Here is a 22,471-nt window from a genome sequence, read left to right as displayed (position 1 = left end):
GCCGCACCGGCCGTATGGGCCGTATGGGCCGCGGTCAGGCCAGGTGGGCGCCGGTCACCCTCAGAGACAGCATGGTCACCGCCAGGGGCGACAACGGACTCGCCGGCCATCAGCCCATCAACCCATCCCCACGCCCGCGCTCGTCGTCGATGTACGTGGCTCGCCATCGACGTGAGTGTAGGTGCCCGGCGGGCGGCCTCCGCCCATATCGCGCGGATCGCACCCGACCACCTGGGACGACGCGTCTGCCGGGGCGATTTGCCAGCCCCTGTCCGTACGTGTAAAGGGCTGAGGCTATCCTCACATCTGATGCGGACAGACAGTGGACCGCCACGACACGCCCGGTGTCTGCCGGCCCGGTGTCTGCTGGCCGCCATCGTCCTCACGGTGGCGGCCGGCTGTGGCGGCAGTGCGGCCACCACGGGTGCCCCGGCTCCGCCCAGGGCGCAGTCGTTCGGCCCGGCCGGCCAGCCGGACGGGCCGGTCACCGGCGATCCAGGCCCGGCCGGGCCCGTGTCACCGGCGGCGGCCACACTGTCCGGGCCGCCGCCCGCCGACCCGGCCAGGACGGCGCTGGCGACGGTACGGGCGTACTTCACGGAGATCAACACGGCCAGTCGGGAGGGACGGGTGGCGGACGTGAGCCTGACAGCCATGCCGGGATGCCAGACGTGCATGCTCGACGTCGGTGTCACCCGCGGTTTCCACGACCAGGGCGGGCACGCCGACGTGGATCCGCTCGCCGTCGGCCCGGTCGTCATGGATCCGCCCGGGGAGCGGACCGCCACCGCGCGCGCGACCGTGGCGATCAGAGCCGTCCGGCTGCTCGACGCCGCCGGCAACACCGTCCGGACCTATCCCGCCCAGCCGGCCCGCGCCGCCACCGCGACGCTGGTGCTGAGCACGGCGGGCTGGCGCATCCAGAACGTCCTGTACACCACGGGGCCGTCGTGACGCGGGCAGCCCCGTCCCCGCACGCTCACCCGTGCCCCGGCCCGGAGCACCCTGGACATCTGGAACGCCCGGGGCCACCGGAGCGGCTGGGCGGTCCCGGGAGAGTGCTGGCGGTCGTGCTCCTTGTCGTCACGGCGTCCCTGCTCGGGATGCTCCCGCCGGTGGTGTCACCCGCCGCCGCCGCACCGGACGGGCGGACCGGCGGGTCCTGCGCGGCCCTGTGGGGATACTGCGACACCCGCGCCACCGACAGCGGATACACCTACATCTTCGTCGGCGGGCGGCTGCAGCGGACGCCGGCGACCGGCGCGGGCCGGCGGGCGGGCGGCGGCTGCGGGGACTGCGTCGTCCCGCTGAACTACTGCAACATCGGGGCCGAGACCACCGGCTTCGAGGAACTGCTGTGGGTGACCGCCCCGGAGGCGGCCGCTGACACGAACGCGCTGTGCGACCCGCAGCCCGGTGCCGCCCCGACCCTCGCGCAGGTCCAGGCCGCGCTCACCAACTACCTGCGGGAACAGGCGCTGCCCAAGCCCACGCTCGTCGTCGCGCCGAGCGGGCGCAGCTTCGCCAACCTGCCGACGGTGGTGTACACACCGGTCCCGCCGGCCTTCGTCTTCAACGTCGACCAGCCGGTGCTCGCCACGATCACCGCGGTCCCCCACTACCGGTGGGACTTCGGGGACGGCGCGACCGGCCCGGACTCCCCCGGCCGCCCCTTCGACCCGGCGATCTCACCCCGGGAGCATCCCGACGCCTACGTGTCGCACGCCTACCGCCAGCCCGGCACCTACACGATCACACTTACGGTGATCTGGCAGGGGACGTTCGCCGTGCCCGGCGTCGGGCAGGCATTCCCGCTGGACCCGGTGGTCCTCGCCGCGAACGCCCCCGTCGTCGTGAACGAGGCCGGCAGCGTCCTCACCGGCAACGACTGACCCAAGACCGCCTGCCCCGGCCCGCTCCGCCCACCCGCCCGTCCGGCCCGCTGAAGCGCCGGCCGGGCGGATACGGATGGCTATCCAACGGGCACTCCTGGTGCTGGGCGGTCCGGCCAGGGTGCGTCCGCGGCGCGCAGGGCGGCGAACCCGCCGGCGCGGGCCGTCGCCGCCGCCAGGATGCCGATCACAGCCATGGCGTTGGTGATGGTCCCGGACAGCACGTCGGCCACCGCCTCGTCGAGATCCACCCGCCGCGTGCGCAGCTCGGCCTCCTCGTGGACGCCGACGTGCCGCCGCGACGGCGGGATCACCGCCAGCTCGCGGGCGAGAAAGACGCGGTACGCCTCGTCGGTCATCCCGGGCGAGGCCAGGACGTCGACGAGCAGGTCCCAGCGGGCGGCCGTGAGATGGGCCTCCTCGGCGAGCTCGCGGGCGGCGGCGGCCGCCAGCGGCTCCCCGGGGATGTCGAGGATGCCGGCGGGCAGCTCCCACAGAGGCCGGCGGACGGGGTGACGGTACTGGTTGACCATCACCACCCGCCCGGACTCGTCCAACGCGACCACCCCGACCGCGCCGGGGTGCATGATGACGTCACGCTGGGACACCACGCCGTCCGGCATCCGCACGATGTCCCGGCGCAGCCGGATGATCCGCCCGGTGAAGACGACGTCGGACTCCACCACCTCGTAGCGGTGCCCGCTGTCGGAGCGGTAGCTCGCCGCCGCGGACGGCGCGCCAGCCGCGGGCGCACTGTCCACGGACGGAGCGTCCGACCATGCCCCGTCCGGTTCCCGCACGCCGGGCTCCCCCGCACTGCCAGCTCCCGCACTGCCGGCCGTCTCGCTGCCGGCCGTCTCGCTGCCGGCCGTCTCGCTGCCGGCCGTCTCGCTGCCGGTTGTCACGTTGTAGGGGGCCACGACGGCACCAGCTCCTCACAGCACTGCACCTCGGCCGGTATCCCCTGGCCGTCCACCATCTCCTGGGCGTCCACGTCCGCGATGCCGTCGGGCAGCTCGACCGGCAGCACCCCGGTGCGCTGCTCGGCGTGCGTGACCGCCGCCGCGGCCAGCGCGCGGAACAGCGGGTGGGCCCGTGTCGGCCGGGACCGGAACTCTGGATGCGCCTGGGTGCCGACGTAGAACGGATGGACCTCCACCGGCAGTTCGACAACCTCGACGAGCCGTCCGTCCGGCGACGTCCCGGAAATCACCAGCCCGGCGGCGGTGAGCCGGTCGCGGTAGCCGTTGTTGACCTCGTAGCGGTGCCGGTGGCGCTCGTCGACCTCCGCGGCCCCGTACACGCGCCGGGCGACCGTTCCGGGCGCGAGCGCGCACGCGTACAGCCCGAGGCGCATCGTGCCGCCCATGTCCCGTTCCCCGGCGACCACGGCCTGCTGGCCGGCCATCGTGGAGATCACCGGATGCGGCGTGTCCGAGTCGAACTCGGTGGAGTTCGCGTCGGTGAGCCCAGCCATGTTGCGGGCCGCTTCGACGACCATGCACTGCAGGCCCAGACACAGGCCCAGGGCCGGGATCCCGTTCGTCCGCGCGTGCCGGAGCGCTTCGATCTTCCCCTCGATCCCGCGGATGCCGAAGCCGCCGGGCACGAGCACGCCGTCCACCCCGCCCAGCGCGACCGCGGTGGCCTGCGGGGACGAGCAGGTGTCCGCGGGCACCCAGCGGATCTCCACCCGGGCGTCCACCGCGAACCCGCCCGCCCGCAGCGCCTCGGTGACCGACAGGTAGGCGTCGGGCAGGTCGACGTACTTGCCGACGATCGCCACCGTGACCAGCTTGGCCGGGCGGTGGACGCGGCGCAGCAGGGTGTCCCACTCGGTCCAGTCGACGTCCCGGAAGGGCAGGCCCAGGCGGCGGACCGCGTAGGCGTCGAGGCCCTCCCGGTGCAGCACCTTGGGGATGTCGTAGATCGAGGCCGCGTCCGGCGCGCCGACGACGGCCTCGTCGTCCACGTCGCACATCAGGGCGATCTTGTTCTTGAGCGCGGCCGGCAGCGGCCGGTCGGACCGGCAGACCAGCGCGTCCGGCTGCAGGCCGATGCTGCGCAGCGCCGCCACCGAATGCTGCGTGGGCTTGGTCTTCAGCTCCCCGGACGGCGCCAGGTAGGGCACCAGGCTGACGTGGACGGTCAGGACGTTGTCCCGTCCGACCTCGTGCCGTACCTGGCGGATCGCCTCCAGGTAGGGCAGTGACTCGATGTCGCCGACGGTGCCGCCCACCTCGGTGATGACCACGTCCCAGGCATCGGTGGCGAGCCTGCGGATCCGCTCCTTGATCTCGTCGGTGATGTGCGGGACGACCTGCACCGTCTGGCCGAGGTAGCCACCGCGGCGCTCGCGGGCGATCACCTGCGAGTAGACCTGGCCGGTGGTGACGTTGGCGCTGCCGTCGAGGTTGACGTCCAGGAACCGTTCGTAGTGGCCGATGTCGAGGTCGGTCTCGGCGCCGTCGTCGGTGACGAAGACCTCCCCGTGCTGGAACGGGTTCATCGTGCCGGGGTCGACGTTGAGGTAGGGGTCGAGCTTCTGCATGGTGACCCGGAGGCCACGAGCCTTGAGGAGACGACCGAGGCTGGAGGCGGTGAGCCCCTTGCCGAGACTGGAGGCGACCCCTCCGGTCACGAAGATGTGCCTGGTCACGTGCGCCTGCGCCACGCTGGGACCCTTCCGTGGGTTGCGCCGGCCGGACACCCGTACCCGGCCGGTCCACGGGATTTCACGGTAACACCCCCGCCCCGGGTCGGGACACGCCCGAGACAACTGCCGCCCGTCCATCATGATCCAACAGACCCACCACCCCCGGGAGGTGATCACCATCCAGTCGTCGCGTAACCGCACGGTCACGTATCCGGCCCGCCGCGCGTTCGCCGAACGCCCTACCAGACAAAAATCCCACAAGAACACGCGAACACAGCCACCCGCCGCCCCACGCTGTTCCTCGGATTGTTCCTGGGGCTCCGCCAAATCTCACGCGGGCAACAGCTCACAAAAATGTGAAGGACGTGAATGCGCTGCTGTTGTGGCAGCACCGCATTCACATCCTTCGGAGTGTGGCCCCCGGGCGGGCGGCGCGGACGGCCGGGGCGGGACGCGGACGGGGGTTCGGAAAACAGCAGGAAGCCACGCGGACGGCGGGCGGGTGGAAGTCGCTGTCAGAGGACGGAGATGACCTGGTCGTAGTCCAGTCGGGGGTACCGGGAACGGAACGCGTTCTCCCCCGGCCTGCCGATGTTGATTACCGCGAGTGTGCGCAGCGGCCTGTCTGCGAAGAACTCCCGGTCGACGGCGCCGGCGTCGAGCCCGGTCATCGGGCCGGCCGCGAGTCCCGCGGCACGGATGCCCAGAATGAAATAGCCGATCTGGAGGGCGGCGTTGAACCGCGCGCTGTGCTCCCGGAAGGTCGGTTCGGCGAAGATGTCCCTGGCCGTCGTCAGGTGCGGAAAGACCTGCGGCAGATTGTCGTGGAAGTCGACGTCCGCGGCGACGATGGCCGCCAGCGGCGCGGACCGCGTCTTGGCCTGGTTACCCGAGCTGAGATGCGCGACCAGCCGCTCCCTCGCCTCGGGCGAACGGACCAGGAAGATCCGCAGCGGCTGGGAGTTCATGCTGGTCGGCGCCCACTTGACCAGGTCGTAGATGGCACGGATCTGCTCGTCGGACACTGGCTCGTCGCTGAAGGTGTTCGCGGTCTGGGCCGTGTGGAACAACAGATCCGCGGCGGCGGCGTCCAGTGCCAGGGCGGCGCCGGAGGTGGCGCTGGTGGCGGCGTCGGTGACGGTCATGAAAGTCAGGACTCCTGATGGTCGAGGTCGTCACGGGTCCGGCATCCCCAGGCCGCTGGGAACCCGGTCACTGCTCGTGCCGGGCGCCCAGCGGCCTCACAGGACACTACTTGAACGCACAACCACATCCGCGCCATCCCCACGCCGCTGTGACCCTCGCCCCGCGAGCGGTCCGCCACCCCGCGGATGGTCCGCGCGTCGGGTTCGCCCTGCTCCGCGGCGCCTTCATCCCCACGACCGGTTTCCCCACGTTTTCCCGCCCGATGCCCCACCGGACGCCCCTGCCCCGAACGTCCCACTCGCTGCGGCCTCACCCTCGTGGCCGGCGGTGGTGCGCGCCTGGCCCGTAGGCAGAAAACGTCACCATGACAACGAAAACCACCTACGAACGCGGAAGCTGTAGGTGGAAAACGCTGCGATGACGACGGTTTCCACCTACAGCTTCCGCTCTCATGAGCTGTCGGGCCATTCCGCCAGCGCGTCCTGGACGCCATCGATGTCGAGTGGGCCGTGCTCCCGCTCGTACTCTTCGACGATCTCCCGTAGTTGCCGCGCGTGGACCCGGCGCGCGCGAGCCCTGGCAGCTGCGTCAGAGCATCCACGAGGCCCGGTGCGCGCGTCGGCCCGCGGGACGAGGCCTTCCGGGACGGAGCCACCGTGCTTGATCACGCACTCGGTGCGGTGCGGCTCGGCGGCGGGGCCATCTGCCGTACGACCATTGTTGTGGCCATACGACCATTCCGTACGACCATTGTTGCCACCGTGCGTAGCAATCATAAAACCCAGACGTGGTCAGGGGAGGTTGGCCTTGTCGGCGGCGGCGTTGGCGAGCAGTTCCTCGGCGTGGCCGCGGGCGAGCGTGCTCTCCTCGACGCCGGCGAGCATCCGGGAGAGCTCACGGACCCGGCCGGTGTCGTCGAGGGCTGTCACCCCGCTGCGGGTCACCGAGCCGTCGTCGGCCTTGTTGATCACCAGATGGCGGTCGGCGAAGGCCGCCACCTGGGGCAGATGGGTGATGCAGATCACCTGGTGTGTGCGTGCCAGCCGGGCGAGGCGGCGTCCGACCTCGACCGCGGCCCGCCCGCCCACACCGGAGTCGACCTCGTCGAAGACCATCGTCGTGGCGACGTCGCCGGCCGCGAGCACGACCTCGATGGCGAGCATCACTCGGGACAGCTCACCCCCGGACGCCCCCTTGTGCACCGGGCGTGACGGAGCCCCGGGATGCGGTACGAGCCGCAGCTCCACCTCGTCCACCCCGGTGGGGCCGTAGGCGAGCACCTGCCCGGCCACGGGGAGGCCGGCCGGATCGGGACGCTGCGTGACGACCGCCTCGACCTTGGCCCGCGGCATCGCCAGGCCGGCGAGCTCGGCCGCGACCGCCTCGGCGAACTTCTCCGCCGCGTCCCCGCGGGCGGCGGAGATCCGCACGGCGAGCCCGGCGAGCTCGGTGACCAGCCGGTCGCGTTCGGACGCCCACGCGCCGGCCTGGTCGGAGTCGGAGTCGAGCTCGAGCAGGCGGCGCCCGGCCTGGTCGGCCCATTCCAGGGCACCGGCCAGGTCGGTGCCGTGCGCGCGGGCAAGGGACGTCAGCGCCGCCCGGCGGTCCGCGGCGGCGGCGAGCCGGGCCGGGTCGGAGTCGATCCCGGCGGCGTAGGAGGCCAGGTCCGCGGCGACGTCCGCGAGCAGCATCCCGGCCTCCCGCAGACGGTCGGCCAGCTCGGACAGGGCCGGGTCGAGGGACGCCTCCGCCGCGACCACGCGGTGGGCGGTCCCCACCAGGTCGGTGGCGCCCGGCACGCTGTCGCCGGTGGCGGGGTCGGACACCAGCACGGCGTGGGCGCCGCTGGCGGCCTGCGCGAGCGTCTCGGCATGCTCCAGCCGGCGCAGTTCGGCATCGAGCGCGGCGTCCTCGCCGAGGCGGGGATCGACCTTCTCGATCTCGGCGAGCCCGGCCCGCAGCAGCTCGGCCTCGGCGGCACGCTCCCGGGCCCGGCCGGTGATCTCGGCGAGCCGGGCGGAGACGGTGCGCAGCCGGGCGTAGGCGGTGGCGTAGGCGGCCAGCGGCCGGGCGACCGCGTCGCCGGCGAACCGGTCGAGGGCGGCGCGCTGCTCTCCGGCCCGCAGCAGCCGCTGCTGGTCGGACTGGCCGTGGATGGCGATCAGCCCGTCGGTGACCTCGGCGAGGACGCTGGCGGGCACCGCCCGGCCGCCGACGTGCGCGCGGGAACGGCCCTCGGCCGTCAGCGTCCGCCCGAGGAGAAGGCCGTCCTCGTCGCACTCGCCACCGGCGTCGCGGACCCGTTCGGCCACCGGGCCGTCCGGCGGGACGATCATCCGCCCGTCGACGAAGGCCCGTGCCGTGCCGGGGCGCACCAGGCCGGCGTCCGCGCGCCCGCCGGTGAGCAGCCCGAGCCCCTGGACGATCATGGTCTTGCCGGCTCCGGTCTCGCCGCTGACCACGGTCAGGCCGGGCGCCAGCTCGAGCACGGCGTCGTCGATGACCCCGAGCCCGCGGATGCGAACCTCCTCGAGCACAAACGTGACTCTATGGGGTGCGGCGCCCGCGCCGCCGCCCGCCCGGGCGACACACCGCCGGCGCGGGTGGCCGCGCTGCGTTCACCGGCCCCCGCGTCCCCGCCAGCCGGCCACCGGGAGGTCGAACTTCGCGACCAGCCGGTCGGTGAAGGGGCGTGGGCGCACCACGGCGAGCCGCACCGGGCGGCGGCCCCGCACGACCTCGATCCGGGAGAACGCCTCGACGTCCACCGACCGCCGGCCGTCGCAGGACAGCACGGCCGGCGTGGCGGGCAGCACCTCGATCGCGACCGACGACGTCGGGGCCAGCACCAGCGGACGCGCGAACAGGGCGTGGGCGCTGATCGGCGCGACCAGCAGGGCCTCGACACCCGGCCACATCACCGGGCCGCCGACCGAGAACGCGTACGCCGTCGACCCGGTCGGGGTCGAACAGATCATGCCGTCGCACCCCCACCGGGACAGCGGGCGGTTGTCGACCTCGACGACGCACTCGAGCATCCGGGCGCGGTCGACCTTCTCCAGCGACATCTCGTTGAGCGCCCAGCCCTCGTAGACCAGCTCGCCGCGGTGGCGGACCGCCACGTCGACGGTCATCCGCTCCTCGACCTGGTAGTCCTTGCGGACGACATGGTCAACCGTGGACTCCAGCGCGTCCGGCTCGGCCTCGGCGAGGAAACCGACATGGCCGAGGTTGACGCCGAGCAGCGGCGCGTCGGCGGTGCGCGCGAACTCCGCCCCGCGCAGCAGGCTACCGTCCCCGCCGAGCACGAGGACCAGCTCGACCCCGAACGCGGCGGCGTCGTCGGGCGGGACGACGTTGTCGCAGCGCAGGTCGAGCAGTTCGGCCTCGTCCCGCAGGACCCGCGGGGCGACCCCGGCGGCGACGAACTGGTCCAGCACCCGTTGTGCGATCTCCCGGACGACCGAACGGCGCGGGTGGGTGACCACCAGGACTTCCCGGCTCACTGGGCTTTCCGGCTCATCGGCGGCCCTCGTCACGCTCGGTGGACGGCTCGGGATCGAAACCAGGATAGGCGGTGGGGAGAGAATCGGCGGTAGGGACAGCAGCGGTGTCGGGGACAGCAGCGGTGTCAGGGACGGGACCGGAGTGGGGGACGGTGGTGGCGCGACCACCAGCCGGGCCGGCCGCGATCGCGGCGGCGACCGCATCGGTCAGCCGCGGCGGTGGCATGGGCGGGGCGCCCCCGACAAGCCACAGCAGGTACTCCACGTTGCCCGCCGGCCCGGGCAGCGGGCTCGCGACGACGCCACGCACGCCCAGCGACAGTTCGGCCGCGGCATCCGCGACCTGACACACCGCGTGGGCGTGCAGGGCCACGTCGCGCACCACCCCGCCCGGCCCGAGGCCCGCGCGCCCGACCTCGAACTGCGGTTTGACCAGGACGACGAAGTCGGCCGCCGGCCGGGCGCAGGCCCGCAGCGCCGGCAGCACCAGCCGCAGCGAGATGAACGACAGGTCGGCCACGACCACGTCGACCGGCCCGCCGATCGCCTCCGCGGTGAGGAAACGGACGTTGGTGCGCTCGAGGACGGTGACCCTGGGGTCGGTGCGCAGCCGCCAGGCCAGCTGGCCGTACCCGACGTCGACCGCCACGACCTCGGCGGCGTCATGGCGCAGCAACACGTCGGTGAAACCACCGGTGGACGCCCCGGCGTCCAGGCAGCGCCGCCCGGCCACCCGCAGCCGGCCCGCGCCCGCGTCGGCGCCCGCGTCGGTGCCGACGGCCGCACCGCGAGCCTCTTCGGAAACATTGCCGGTCCCTCCGGCCGTGCCGCTGACGCCGCTTCCGGTGGTGCCGCTGGCGCCTCCGGCCGTGCCGCCATCGGCGCTGCCGGTATTTCCGATGCCGCCGGTGGCGCTGCTTCCAGTAGCGCTGCTTCCAGTGGTCCGCTGGCCGGTGGCGTTCCCGCCGAAGGCGGACAGGGCCGCGAGCAGTTTGTGAGCGCCCCGCGACACATAGCCGGGATCGTCACCGGCGACGATCACAATGGGTGTCGTGTCGTCGACGACCGTGGCGGGCTTGGTCGCCGGCCGCCCGGCCACCCGGACCCGTCCCCCCGCGATCGCCTCGCCGGCCTGCTCACGGGAGCGCACCAGGCCGCGCCGGACGAGCTCACGGTCCAGCCGTGCCCGGCGAGCCACGACAGGACGCCTCGCCCCGGTCACGCCGGTGCCCGGCCGGCCGCCGCGGGCGGCGGCCCCGGCCGAGGGCCGCCTGAGCTAGGCCCAGCCGGCCCAGACAGCCCAGACGGCTGCGGCCGAGGCCCGCCCAGGCCAGGTGGGCGCGGCCCCGTGCCCTGTTGGCGAGGTCCCGGCGGCCCGGGCGCCCGTGACGGGGAGACGGCATCCCGGCCCCGCGGATCCGGCCCACCGGCCGGGCCACCGGCGGCCTCCGGCCGCGGTGAGGTGCTGGCGAGCCCGTCCAGGTCCGCCAGCACGCCGTCCAGGAGCCGGTGGACCTCTTCGAAGACAGCGACGTGGGCCGACACCGGCAGCGTCGGCAGCCGCTCCACCCGGGCACGCGCGGCCTGGACGTCGTCCGGGACGTCAACGGTCATACGGTGTCCTCTTCCGTGACGGTGGTGGCAGGGGCGTCGTCCCGCGGCACGCCGCTGTCGTCCCATCCAGCATGTCGGATCCCGTCCACGGTATTGACTGTCGCAGCCGGGTGCATCGCGACCGAAGCGCCTCGGCGCGACGGGCAGTATCGCCGCCACCGACCGGCAGCGGAAGGCAGCCCGCTGCTATCTGTTGACGAGCGACGGCCGGCAGGGCACGGTACGGACCTGGCCGGAGAGAGGAATCGACCGGTATGGCGACCATGCAGCAGTGCGCGACGGCGTTGCACACGCTGGCGGAGCGGCTCAACGAACTCGCCGACGAGCGTCTGCGCAGGCTCGCACCCGACCGCACGATCGTGTGTCGGATTCCTGATCTCGGGGCGAGTTTCTGCGCGGAACTGCGTGACGGCAGCGTCCTCAATATCAGTGAAGGCAACGGCGCGGCTGGGCAGGTGACCGTCACGGTGAACAGCGACGATCTGATCGCCGTTACCGATGGCAGCCTAGAGCTTACATCTGCGTGGAGCAGTGGCCGACTGAAGGTGGACGCCAGCATGTGGGACCTGCTGCGGATGCGTTCCTTCCTGTAGGCCTTCCGGTAGCGGACCGCGCCGATCCAGCGGTCGGCCTTCGCCGACAGGATGCGTTCCTTCCGGCAGGCCTTCCCGCCCTGTAGGCCATCCCGCGGATCATCCGTGGATCGCCGTCCACGATGGATGATCATCGTCTGCGGACGGCCGGTCATGTGCCCGCGGGCGATACCCGCGGCGGCCGGCCCGCCAGGCCATCGCGCGATGCCACCGGGAACGTTCCTGACGGGATCCCGTCAGGCGGGACAACCACGTCTCGGGAGGCAAGCGCGTCAGGCAAGCGCGTCAGGCAAGGTCGGCGCAGCCGGGTGGGCGGCCGCCGGCCAGTTCGCGCACGGGGCCACCCGCGTCCGCCGCCGCCCAGGCGGCCACGCACGCCGCCCGCAGCGCGTCCAGGCCGTCGTCCCACACACCCTCATCCCGCACGTTCTCGTCCCGCACACCCTCGTCCCGCACACCCTCGTCCCGCACGCCCTCGTCCCGCACGCCCTCCCGTGCCCACACGGCGTCCCTGGGCGAAGCGCTGCCCGACGGGCTTTCCCTGCCCCCACGCCCAGGGCTGTCACCGTCGGTGATGCGCACAGCCTCCGACCGGTCGGCGGGCCGGCCCGCCGGACGTACTCTCCGCCAGGTCAGTGTCCCCGCCCGCACCCGGGCCGCCCACCGGCCGCAGAACGCCTCCACCTCGTCCGGCACCCTGTCCGGCACCCTGTCCGGCCACGCCTCGTCCGCCGGGCCGGCGGTAGCCCCGTCACCAGCGGCCGACACCGACAGCCGGGTGCCCGGATGACGTACGAACAGGCCCCGCAGATCGGCCGCGACATAGGTCGGCCGATAGTGCGCCCCGGCGCGCAGGAGCTCGCCCTTGCCGGTCACCCCGGTGAGCACCAGCAGGGACGGCGTGCCCGAACGGACGGCGGAGGCGATGTCGGTGTCGAGCCGGTCGCCGACGATCAGTGGCGAGCGGGCGCCGGCACGGCGGACCGACTCCTCGTGCAGCGCCCGCTCCGGCTTGCCGGCCACCAGAGGGACCGCCCCGGTCGCGGTCCGCAGCATCGCGACCAGTGAGCCGTTGCCGGGCAGCAGGCCGCGTTCGGTTGGTACCGAGGCGTCGGTGTTGCTCGCAACCCACAGCGCGCCCGCCTGGATCGCGAGCGCGGCCTCGGCGAGCCGGGCGTAGCCGATGGCGGGGTCGAAGCCCTGCACCACCGCAGCCGGCCCCTCCCCCGCGGTGGTCACCGGCCGCAGGCCCACGTCCCGCACCGCCTCGCGCAGGCCCTCGCCGCCGGCGACCAGGACGGCCGCCCCGCGGGGCAGGCGTCCGGCGAGCAGCCGCGCCGCCGCCTGCGCGGAGGTGACCACGTCGGCCGGCGCCGCGAGCACCCCGAAGGAACGCAGCCGCTCGGCGACCCGGGCCGGCGTCCGCAGCGCGTTGTTGGTGACGAACACCGTCCGCATCCCGCGTCCACGGGCGGCGGCGATGGCCGGCGCCGCGTGGGGCACCGCCTCGGAGCCGCGGTACACCACCCCGTCGAGGTCCATCAGGGCGGCGTCGTGGACGTCGACGAGCGGGGCCGGCGACGCCGACAGCGGCCCACCCGGCCCACCCCACTCGCCCGTCTCGCTCGGGGCCCCCGGCTCATCCGGGCCGGCCGGCTGGGTGGACAGGCCCAGGCCGTGGGTCACGGCCGTCCCCGCACCGGCCGGTTGAGCGCGGCCCGCACACCCCGCAGCGCCTGCCCGTAGTGCCCGAGGTCCGGACGCATCGCGACGGCGAGCGCCAGATGCTCCACCGCCGCGCGCAGGTCACCGGTGCGGCGAGCCGCCATGCCGAGCCCGAACTGGGCGTAGTCGTCGGTCGGGTCGTGGGCGACGATCCAGGCGAAGCTCTCCCGGGCCGCGCCGTACTGGCCGGCGTCGAACTGGGCCCGGGCCAACGCCTCCCGGACGCTGCGCGAGCCCGGTTCGGCGGCCACGGCATGGGCGAGCAGCTGGACCGCGGCGTTGGCGTTGCCCCGGTCGAGCAGGGCGACACCCCGGGTGTACCAGTCGTAGACCTCACCGCCAGGACTGCCACCGGGGCTGCCACCACCCAGCTGGGTGGCATCGCCGACGCCGGCGGCATCTGCAGTACCGCTGGCGCCGGACCCGCTGGCGCCCGGGACGGTACCGGCCCCCTCGGCGCCGGCCGCGCTGTCACCGCCAGGAGCAGGGGTGCCAGCGGCCGGGGTGTTGGCGGGAACGGGGGTGCCAGGAGCGGGAGGGGTGTCGGGGATGCGCCCCAGGCTCGCGGGCAGCCACTCGTCGCGGGGGCCCCTCCCCTCGCCGGCAACCGGTCCGTCGTGCCCGCCGGACATCCGCGCCTCCCTCGTTGCCTGTCCTGGCTCTGTTTGCCTGTCCTGGCTTTCCCTGCGTTTCCTGCCGTGCCGCGACCCGGTGGCATCCGCGCCCCGGTACCCGTCTGAACCTTCGATGCACCTCCGATATGCCGACGTCGGCACCCACATGGCCAGACGCCGGTGGCCGAGGCCCAGCTCCCAGTGTCGCCGGAAACCACCCCCCGCTCCCACCGATCGCGCCGATCGGTGGAGGTGCGTACCATTTCGTCGCCTCACCGCCCGCCGTCCCTTCCACCGCGGGACGCGCTTCCTCCGCTGCCGGCGGCGCCCGCAGGCGGACCTGGTCGCCGGCCGGGCTCGGCGCCACGGGCTTCCTCCAGTGCCGGCGGCGCCCGCAGGACGTCGCATACCTCGCCGACCGCGCAGCCCACGAGTTTCCTCCGCTGCCGGCGGCGCCCGCAGGGCGTCCGCGCAAGGCAGGGGCCGACGGCACCGGCCGGTGTCGATGGCGTCCACGGCGGCACAGGTTCCTCCGACGCCGGTCGCCGCCCGCCGGTTCCGTGCCCGTCGGCGGGCTGCCAGCCCGGTGCCCGTCCCGGTGCCGGCGGTGCCCGTTCGATGCCAGGCCCGTTCGATGCCGGCGGCGTCGGTGGCGGCTGGACCCATACGATCGCCGCATGGCTGCTCCCGTCCCGGCACCACCCTCACCTGGCGGACTGGTCCTGGCCCCGTTCCGGGCCCTGCGGTATGCCGCGGACGACGGTGCGGAGCTGGCGTCACGGACCGCCCCGCCCTACGACGTGATCGACGCCGCCGGTGTCACCGCGCTGGAGGCACGGCATCCGCACAACGCCGTCCGGCTCATCCTCCCCCGCGACGACGAGGACTCCCCGGGAAGCCGCTACCGGCGGGCCGCGGACACCCTGCGCGCCTGGACCGCCGACGCGGTCCTGCGCCGCGACGAACGCCCGGCGCTGTACGTGTACGAGCAGGCCCAGGACGGGCACGTCCAGCGAGGCCTGGTCGGTGCGGTGGCGCTGGCCGACCCGGACGCGGGGATCATCCTGCCGCACGAGAACACCATGACCGGCCCGGTCACCGACCGGCTGGCCCTGACCGTGGCCACCGGGGCGAACCTCGAGCCGATCTTCCTGTTGTACGAGGGCGGCGGGGCCGCCAGCCGGGTCGTCGCCGAGACGGTGACGAGCACACCGCTCCTGACCACGGCGACCGACGACGGTGTCACCCACCGCATCTGGGCGCTGACCGACCAGGAGCGGCTCGCCGCCGTCGCCGACGATCTGTACGGACGGCGGGCGGTGATCGCCGACGGCCACCACCGGTACGCCACCTACCGCCGTTACCAGGCCGACCGCCACACGGCGGGTCACGGCGGCGGCCCCTGGGACTTCGGCCTGGCCTTCCTGGTGGACGCCCGGGTGTCCGGCCCACGGGTCCATGCGATCCACCGGGTCGTACACGGCCTGGCCCTCAGCGAAGCCGTCCGCCGCGCCGGGACGGTGTTCCAGGTGAAGCCGCTGGACGCTGTCGGCGACCCCGCTGGCACGTATCTGCTCGGTGAGCTGGCCAAGGCCGGCCAGGACGGCCACGCCTTCGTGATCACTGACGGCCGGGCGGCGTTCCTGCTGACGCGCCCGGACCCGGTGCTGCTCGCCGACGCGCTGCCGGCGGACCGCTCCGCCGCCTTCCGCCAGCTCGACGTCACCGTCGCGCATCTCGCGCTGATCACAAAAGTCTGGGGGCTGGCGGACACCGAGGACGTGGTCGGCTACCGGCATGACGCCGCCACCGCGATCGCCACAGCGGCAGCGGCAGCGGCAGCGGCAACAGGGGCAGCGGCAACAGCGGCGGTGCCCGCGCCCGGCGACACCACGGCGGCAGTGGTGGCCGGCGGTGCCGCGGCGTCCGCGTCCAATACGTCCACGGCCGGTGCCGACGTGGCGGCGCCGGACGCCGCGATCGCGCTGCTGTTGAACCCGACCCCGGCCGCGGACGTCGCCGCCGTGGCCGCGGCCGGCGAACGGATGCCGCGCAAGTCGACGCTGTTCACGCCCAAGCCGCGCAGCGGCCTGCTGATCCGCCCGCTGGACGAGTAACCGCACCGGTGCCGTTGACCGAGGCATGAGGCAGCCAGCGGCAGACGACCGGACGGCCGGGAGAGCGCCCCGGCCGTCCGGTTCGAAGGTCCTATCCGGCCCCCGGACCCCGCTCGGGCTCCTGAACGGGAGGAACCGCTTCGTCCTCCGGCGGCTCCGCGGCATCCAGCCCCACGATGTCCGGCTCCGCGGCGCCCAGCCCCACGATGTCCGGCTCCGCGATGTCCAGCCCTGCGGCGCCCAGCCCCACGATGTCCAGCCCCGCGATGTCCGGCCCCAGGATGTCCGGCTCCGCGGCGTCCAGCTCCGTGGCACGGTCCGCGGCGTCGGTCTGCTGGGTGTCGTCGACGGTCGCCGCGGAGGCGAACCAGCGTGCCGCGTCGGCGGGACGGCCCGCGGCCAGCAGCGCCTCCGCGTAGGCGTACCAGAGCCTCGCGCTCCACGGCCGCACGCCGGCGGCAGCCGCCTCGTCCTGCAGCAGCAGAACCGCGGCCTCCGGCTCACCCAGATCACGCCGCGCGCCCGACAGGACGATCAGCAGCTCGGCCCGGGCCTCCTCGTCGAGTTCGGCCGCCCCCGGATCACGGGCGAGCAGCAGGGCGCGCTCGGGACGCCCGAGCCCCCGCTCGGCATCCGCCATCACGGCAAGGTGCCGTGGGGACCCGTCGATGCGGCGTGCCGCACGCAGCTCGGCGAGCGCCGTGGCGAACTCCCCCGCGTGGTAGGCCGCAAGCCCGACCGCCTCCCGGACGACGGCGATCCGGGACGCCAGCCCCGCGGCCGCGCGGGCGTGCGCGAGCGCGAGCGCGGGGTCCTCGTCGAGGTACATGCCCGCGGCCACCAGATGCCGGGCCACCGGTTCGGCCAGGGACGCGCCCAGCCCGCGCAGCTCCCGCGTGACCTCGAAGTCGAGGAGTTCGGCGCGGGCTTCGTCCGGCAGCTCCGGTGCCGCCGGCCGGCCGGGACGCCCAGCTCCCCGGCCGGCGCCCGCGCCACCGCGCGGGGACGCCGGGGAACCCGCCGAGGCATCCGGACGGCGGTGGGCGGCACCGGCCGCGCCACGACGATCCGTCCCGGCTGCCCCGCCAGCGCGTCCCGGCCTGGACCCCGACGGCCCGGGGCCGCTCCGGCGTCCCGCTGGAGCGCCTGATGCCGGCGAGGCGCCCGATGTCCGCCGGTCCGCTCCCGGGGTCTTCCTTCCGGGGTGGTCCTGCCGGTTCCTGTCATGGTCCTGCCGGCCAGCGTCATGCTCGCCGGGCCGGGTGCGGTCGGCGCCTGGTCGGTCGGCGCCCCGCGAGTGGCCGGAATCCCGCGGGCCTGCCGCGGCCTGGTCCGGCCCGGCCGCGCCGGAGCCCCGGGCCGCGGCACCTCGAACGTCATGATCATAACTGCGTTGGTCCCGCGCCCGGGTGTCCCTGACCTCCTGGGATTCCCGCGGGGAGGCGGTGACAGGCCGCGACTCGGTACCAGGCGCCCGCCGGCCATCGCCGGGCCCGTCGCGCCGGTCGGTCAATGGCCGGTTGATCGGTGACCGGTCGGTGCCGCCGGACACGCGAGGTGCCCGGCTGTCATCGCGACGATCGGAGCCGGCCGACGAACGGGCCGACGGATGAGCCGACGGACGGGAGGCTCCCCGCGGCGGTGCCCCGCCCGGCCTGTCAGTGGCCGGGCCGCGAGGGGCCGAACTGTCGGCCGGGCCGCCAACGGTACGGCTACCGGCGTCGTAGCCGCCACCACGGCCCGCTCCCCGGGAGAAGCCCTGCCCCGGGGAGGAGGAGCCCCGCTGCCCCTGGGAGGAGGAACGGTCGTCACGGCGCTGGTCGGGCCGCCCGTACCGGCCCCCACTCGACGGCGTCCGCGAAGACGGTCCGGAATGGCCGGCGCCGGATCCCGTGCCAGGCGTGCGCCCGGCCGAGCCGTGACCGCGCCGCTCGGCATCAGCACGTGACGACCCGCCGGCACGGCCGGCTCCGGACGCCTGTCCGGACTGCCCCGGCCCACGTCGGCCGGAGAAATCACCGGAAGGGCGTGACGGCTGCGCGGCATCCCGCCACTGTGTGGAAGAGCGCTGTGTGAAGGAGCGCCCCCCGGAAGGGCCCGCGGAGGCCTGTCGGGAATTCCGTGGGACGTTCGCTCCCTCGGCTCCCTTCGCCGCCGACCACGGCCGGTCGGAGCGGGAGCCCGCTGGTTGCGATCTGCCTGTCGACGGTCGGGACTGTCGGAATCCATCCGCCCGGTTGCCGTTGGCCCGGCCGTCGTGCCCGCTGCCTGCCCCGCGATCCGGGTGACGGTTTCCTGCCGGCTGCCGTGACTCACCCTGCCGTGCTTCACCGCGTGTACCCGCGGGGCGGGCCGAACGACGGTCGGAATCATCGTGGGGGCGACCCGGCCGGATCCCCGGCCCACCTCGAGCGCTGGCAGCGGACCGCGCGCCCGCAGCCCGCTCGTCCGGGCCGTGCCGGCCCGGACGGCGATCCGGGTCGGCGCCGCGGGCCGCCCGGCCATACCCGCCCGTGCTCCCGTTGCCGCTTCTGTCGCCACGGATCCTGTCACCATGGACGTTCGTCATCGCCTGGTCGCGGGCGGCCTGACCACGGGCCTGCCGATCCTGGCGGACGTACTGGCCTCCGCCGGTGGTACGGCGAGCCTCACGGGCCCCGCGCCACCGCTTCTCCGCGAGGCTTTCCGTCGCGCTGGCCGCTGCCTTCCCCCGGCCGTTCACCGTCCGACGAGCGGTTGCCCGCCCACCGGACCTTCCAGCTCCCACCGTCACGGCCGGGCCCTCCGGATAGCCGCGGCCATCCCGCGGCTGACGGCCGGAACGACCCCCCGTGCCTCCAGTCGTCCGCATCTGGCCGCCTCCCTGCACCGACATCACATCCCCATCATCCACCACCACGCCGACAACCCTTCATCCCGCGGCTCCCGGCGCACACCGCACGGAACATCATCCGGCCGCCTCACGCAGCGGAAGCGGCCCACAGGACGGGCTTCATCCCCCGCCCATGCCGGTTCCCGCCGCGCCGGTACCTCACCGCGGCCGGGGGCGGCACCTCGACCACCAACAGGTTCCCACGGGGGTTCCCGTAGAGGTTTCCCCGCACAGCAAGGAGGGGCCACCCGAAACCGGGCAGCCCCTCCCCACCACAACCAAGTCCGGCAGCGACCTACTCTCCCACGCGGTCACCCACGCAGTACCATCGGCGCAGAAGGGCTTAGCTACCGGGTTCGGAATGGAACCGGGCGTTTCCCCTTCGCTATAACCACCGAAACACTCACCAGAATACAACCGGAAACCGGCCATACCCCCAGAACCACACAGTGGACGCGCAACACCTTCGAGGACAAGCCCTCGGCCTATTAGTACCGGTCAGCTCCATACGTTACCGTACGCCCACCTCCGGCCTATCAACCCGATCATCTACTCGGGGGCCTTACCAGGTTCACCCTGTGGGAGACCTCATCTCGAAGCAGGCTTCCCGCTTAGATGCTTTCAGCGGTTATCCCTCCCGAACGTAGCCAACCAGCCGTGCTCTTGGCAGAACAACTGGCACACCAGAGGTTCGTCCGTCCCGGTCCTCTCGTACTAGGGACAGCCCTTCTCAAGTCTCCTGCGCGCGCGGCGGATAGGGACCGAACTGTCTCACGACGTTCTAAACCCAGCTCGCGTACCGCTTTAATGGGCGAACAGCCCAACCCTTGGGACCTACTCCAGCCCCAGGATGCGACGAGCCGACATCGAGGTGCCAAACCTTGCCGTCGATATGGACTCTTGGGCAAGATCAGCCTGTTATCCCCGGGGTACCTTTTATCCGTTGAGCGACGGCGCTTCCACCAGCCACCGCCGGATCACTAGTCCCTGCTTTCGCACCTGCTCGACATGTCTGTCTCACAGTCAAGCCCCCTTGTGCACTTGCACTCGACACCTGATTGCCAACCAGGCTGAGGGAACCTTTGGGCGCCTCCGTTACTCTTTAGGAGGCAACCGCCCCAGTTAAACTACCCACCTGACACTGTCCCTGATCCGGATCACGGACCGAAGTTAGACACCCAATTCGACCAGAGTGGTATTTCAACAGCGACTCCACCGAAACTGACGTTCCGACTTCACAGTCTCCCACCTATCCTACACAAGCCGAACCGAGCACCAATATCAAGCTATAGTAAAGGTCCCGGGGTCTTTCCGTCCTGCCGCGCGTAACGAGCATCTTTACTCGTAATGCAATTTCGCCGAGTCTGTGGTTGAGACAGTAGGAAAGTCGTTACGCCATTCGTGCAGGTCGGAACTTACCCGACAAGGAATTTCGCTACCTTAGGATGGTTATAGTTACCACCGCCGTTTACTGGCGCTTAAGTTCTGAGCTTCGCACCGAAATGCTAACCCGTCCCCTTAACGTTCCAGCACCGGGCAGGCGTCACTCCGTATACATCGTCTTACGACTTCGCACGGAGCTGTGTTTTTAGTAAACAGTCGCTTTCCCCTGGTCTCTGCGGCCACTATCCGCTTCGGGGGCACAGCCCCTACACGGACAACGGCCCCCCTTCTCCCGAAGTTACGGGGGCATTTTGCCGAGTTCCTTAACCACAGTTCACTCGCTCGCCTTGGTATTCTCTACCTGACCACCTGTGTCGGTTTCGGGTACGGGCGGCCCTGACACTCGCTAGAGGCTTTTCTCGGCAGCATGGGATCATCCACTTCACCACAATCGGCTCGGCATCAGGTCTCAGGCACACAAGACACGGATTTACCTATGCCTCGCCCTACACCCTTGCCCCAGGACAACCACCGCCTGGGTTGGACTACCCTCCTGCGTCACCCCATCGCTTGCCTACTACCAGCCGGGATCCCGCGCTCCCCACCCCCTGCCCGAAAGCAGGACATGGCTCGGACGGTTAGCACGAACCGGGTTCAGCATGGGCGCGTCAGCGCCGGTACGGGAATATCAACCCGTTATCCATCGACTACGCCTGTCGGCCTCGCCTTAGGTCCCGACTTACCCTGGGCGGATCAGCCTGCCCCAGGAACCCTTAGTCATTCGGCGGACGGGATTCTCACCCGTCATGCGCTACTCATGCCTGCATTCTCACTCGTGTAGCATCCACGGCTGGGTCACCCCGCCGCTTCACACGCCACACGACGCTCCCCTACCCATACACACACGTGTGTATGCCGCAGCTTCGGCGGTGCGCTTGAGCCCCGCTACATTGTCGGCGCAGAACCACTTGACCAGTGAGCTATTACGCACTCTTTCAAGGGTGGCTGCTTCTAAGCCAACCTCCTGGTTGTCTCCGCGACTCCACATCCTTTCCCACTTAGCGCACGCTTAGGGGCCTTAGCTGGCGATCTGGGCTGTTTCCCTCTCGACTACGAAGCTTATCCCCCGCAGTCTCACTGCCACGCTTCACTTACCGGCATTCGGAGTTTGGCTGACTTCAGTAAGCTTGTAGGCCCCCTAGGCCATCCAGTGCTCTACCTCCGGCAAGAAACACGTGACGCTGCACCTAAATGCATTTCGGGGAGAACCAGCTATCACCGAGTTTGATTGGCCTTTCACCCCTATCCACAGCTCATCCCCCAGGTTTTCAACCCTGGTGGGTTCGGTCCTCCACACGGTCTTACCCGCGCTTCAACCTGGCCATGGATAGATCACTCGGCTTCGGGTCTTGGACATGCGACTCAAACGCCCTGTTCGGACTCGCTTTCGCTACGGCTCCCCCACAAGGGTTAACCTCGCCACACATCGCAAACTCGCAGGCTCATTCTTCAAAAGGCACGCGGTCACAGGGGCACGCCCCCGCTCCCACGGATTGTAAGCACACGGTTTCAGGTACTATTTCACTCCCCTCCCGGGGTACTTTTCACCTTTCCCTCACGGTACTCGTCCGCTATCGGTCACCAGGGAGTATTTAGGCTTAGCGGGTGGTCCCGCCAGATTCACACGGAATTTCACGGGCTCCGTGCTACTTGGGAAAACGCTCAGGAGACGCCATGCTTTCGCCTACGGGACTCTTACCCTCTACGGCAGCCCATTCGCATGGCCTTCGACTAACACGACGCTTTCTCACTCCTCGACGGATCGGCAGACCCGCCCGAACGCTCCCACAACCCCGACCACGCAACGCCTGCCGGCTCTCACACGCCATCGGTTTAGCCTCATCCGCTTTCGCTCGCCACTACTCACGGAATCACGGTTGTTTTCTCTTCCTGCGGGTAATGAGATGTTTCACTTCCCCGCGTTCCCTCCACGCGCCCTATGTGTTCAGGCGCGGGTGACAGGATTTCAAGCCCTGCCGGGTTTCCCCATTCGGAAATCCTCGGATCATAGCTCGGTTGACAGCTCCCCGAGGCATATCGCAGCCTCCCACGTCCTTCATCGGCTCCTGGTGCCAAGGCATCCACCGTGTGCCCTTACTAACTTGGCCACAAAGATGCTCGCGTCCACTGTGTAGTTCTCAAGATACAGACGGCCCCACCCACCCCGCCACGGCCCACCAGCACCCGGCCGGCAGTCCCACGACAGCAGATGGTCCGCACACGCAGACAACCCCACCAGACACCACCCCCACCAGCAGGTGAGAACCAGCATCCAGCAGAACCGCCCACAAGG

14 protein-coding genes and 2 rRNA genes are annotated in these 22,471 nt (G+C 71.8%); 4 read left to right on the top strand and 12 right to left on the bottom strand.

From position 1 onward, the window contains the following. Positions 1–309: 309 nt before the first annotated feature. Together AC5LUJ_RS10010 and AC5LUJ_RS10005 are read left to right on the top strand one after the other, a co-directional pair. Positions 310–954, top strand: a complete 645-nt coding sequence (locus AC5LUJ_RS10010) for a hypothetical protein (RefSeq protein ID WP_250281834.1) — start codon at positions 310–312, stop codon at positions 952–954. A 104-nt stretch (positions 955–1,058) separates the two neighbouring features. Continuing rightward, the gene (locus tag AC5LUJ_RS10005; RefSeq protein WP_493464818.1) at positions 1,059–1,892 is read left to right on the top strand and encodes a PKD domain-containing protein; all 834 of its coding nucleotides are present in this window, start codon (positions 1,059–1,061) and stop codon (positions 1,890–1,892) included. 80 nt (positions 1,893–1,972) lie between these two features. On the opposite strand, the gene AC5LUJ_RS10000 is transcribed toward AC5LUJ_RS10005, so the two are convergent. The 7 genes from AC5LUJ_RS10000 to AC5LUJ_RS09970 form a co-directional block, all read right to left on the bottom strand. After that, entirely contained in the window at positions 1,973–2,578 is a 606-nt protein-coding gene (locus AC5LUJ_RS10000) for an NUDIX domain-containing protein (RefSeq protein ID WP_250281860.1), read from the bottom strand. 215 nt (positions 2,579–2,793) lie between these two features. Then, entirely contained in the window at positions 2,794–4,566 is a 1,773-nt protein-coding gene (gene pyrG, locus AC5LUJ_RS09995; protein ID WP_445548475.1) for a CTP synthase, read from the bottom strand. Positions 4,567–5,063: 497 nt separating this feature from the next. Then, a complete protein-coding gene (locus tag AC5LUJ_RS09990; protein ID WP_250281836.1) occupies positions 5,064–5,693 on the bottom strand; it encodes a malonic semialdehyde reductase in 630 nt (209 codons plus the stop codon). 450 nt (positions 5,694–6,143) lie between these two features. Further along, positions 6,144–6,470: a hypothetical protein gene (locus tag AC5LUJ_RS09985; RefSeq protein ID WP_250281838.1), complete on the bottom strand. Its 327-nt coding sequence runs from the start codon at positions 6,468–6,470 to the stop codon at positions 6,144–6,146. 15 nt (positions 6,471–6,485) lie between these two features. Then, the gene (recN, locus tag AC5LUJ_RS09980) at positions 6,486–8,231 is read right to left on the bottom strand and encodes a DNA repair protein RecN (protein ID WP_250281840.1); all 1,746 of its coding nucleotides are present in this window, start codon (positions 8,229–8,231) and stop codon (positions 6,486–6,488) included. An 81-nt stretch (positions 8,232–8,312) separates the two neighbouring features. After that, on the bottom strand, positions 8,313–9,200 hold the full coding sequence (locus tag AC5LUJ_RS09975; RefSeq protein WP_250281842.1) for an NAD kinase: 888 nt from the start codon (positions 9,198–9,200) through the stop codon (positions 8,313–8,315). A 13-nt stretch (positions 9,201–9,213) separates the two neighbouring features. After that, complete coding sequence (locus AC5LUJ_RS09970) at positions 9,214–10,398, bottom strand: TlyA family RNA methyltransferase (RefSeq protein WP_250281843.1); 1,185 nt, start codon at positions 10,396–10,398, stop codon at positions 9,214–9,216. Between the two features lie 670 nt (positions 10,399–11,068). Between AC5LUJ_RS09970 and AC5LUJ_RS09965 the strand changes: the two genes are divergently transcribed. After that, on the top strand, positions 11,069–11,407 hold the full coding sequence (locus AC5LUJ_RS09965; RefSeq protein WP_250281845.1) for an SCP2 sterol-binding domain-containing protein: 339 nt from the start codon (positions 11,069–11,071) through the stop codon (positions 11,405–11,407). Positions 11,408–11,692: 285 nt separating this feature from the next. Here the strand turns inward: AC5LUJ_RS09965 and AC5LUJ_RS09960 are convergent, their stop codons facing one another. Together AC5LUJ_RS09960 and AC5LUJ_RS09955 are read right to left on the bottom strand one after the other, a co-directional pair. After that, entirely contained in the window at positions 11,693–13,093 is a 1,401-nt protein-coding gene (locus AC5LUJ_RS09960) for an HAD-IIA family hydrolase (RefSeq protein ID WP_493464817.1), read from the bottom strand. Continuing rightward, complete coding sequence (locus AC5LUJ_RS09955) at positions 13,090–13,764, bottom strand: tetratricopeptide repeat protein (RefSeq protein WP_445548477.1); 675 nt, start codon at positions 13,762–13,764, stop codon at positions 13,090–13,092. The genes AC5LUJ_RS09960 and AC5LUJ_RS09955 overlap by 4 nt, the downstream gene beginning before the upstream one ends. Positions 13,765–14,423: 659 nt before the next feature. Between AC5LUJ_RS09955 and AC5LUJ_RS09950 the strand changes: the two genes are divergently transcribed. Continuing rightward, on the top strand, positions 14,424–15,863 hold the full coding sequence (locus AC5LUJ_RS09950) for a DUF1015 family protein (protein WP_250292062.1): 1,440 nt from the start codon (positions 14,424–14,426) through the stop codon (positions 15,861–15,863). A 91-nt stretch (positions 15,864–15,954) separates the two neighbouring features. Here AC5LUJ_RS09950 and AC5LUJ_RS09945 read toward each other — a convergent pair whose 3' ends face one another. The 3 genes from AC5LUJ_RS09945 to AC5LUJ_RS09935 form a co-directional block, all read right to left on the bottom strand. Further along, positions 15,955–16,719, bottom strand: a complete 765-nt coding sequence (locus tag AC5LUJ_RS09945) for a tetratricopeptide repeat protein (protein WP_493464816.1) — start codon at positions 16,717–16,719, stop codon at positions 15,955–15,957. 2,298 nt (positions 16,720–19,017) lie between these two features. Continuing rightward, positions 19,018–19,134: ribosomal RNA gene (gene rrf / locus AC5LUJ_RS09940) — 5S ribosomal RNA — on the bottom strand. A gap of 69 nt (positions 19,135–19,203) precedes the next feature. Beyond that, a 23S ribosomal RNA gene (locus tag AC5LUJ_RS09935) occupies positions 19,204–22,286 on the bottom strand. Positions 22,287–22,471: the final 185 nt, after the last annotated feature.

The sequence above is a fragment of the Protofrankia sp. CiP1_Cm_nod3 genome, assembly GCF_982290655.1.
Note: the sequence above shows the minus strand (reverse complement) of the source record. Positions and strands in the feature narration are given on the sequence as shown.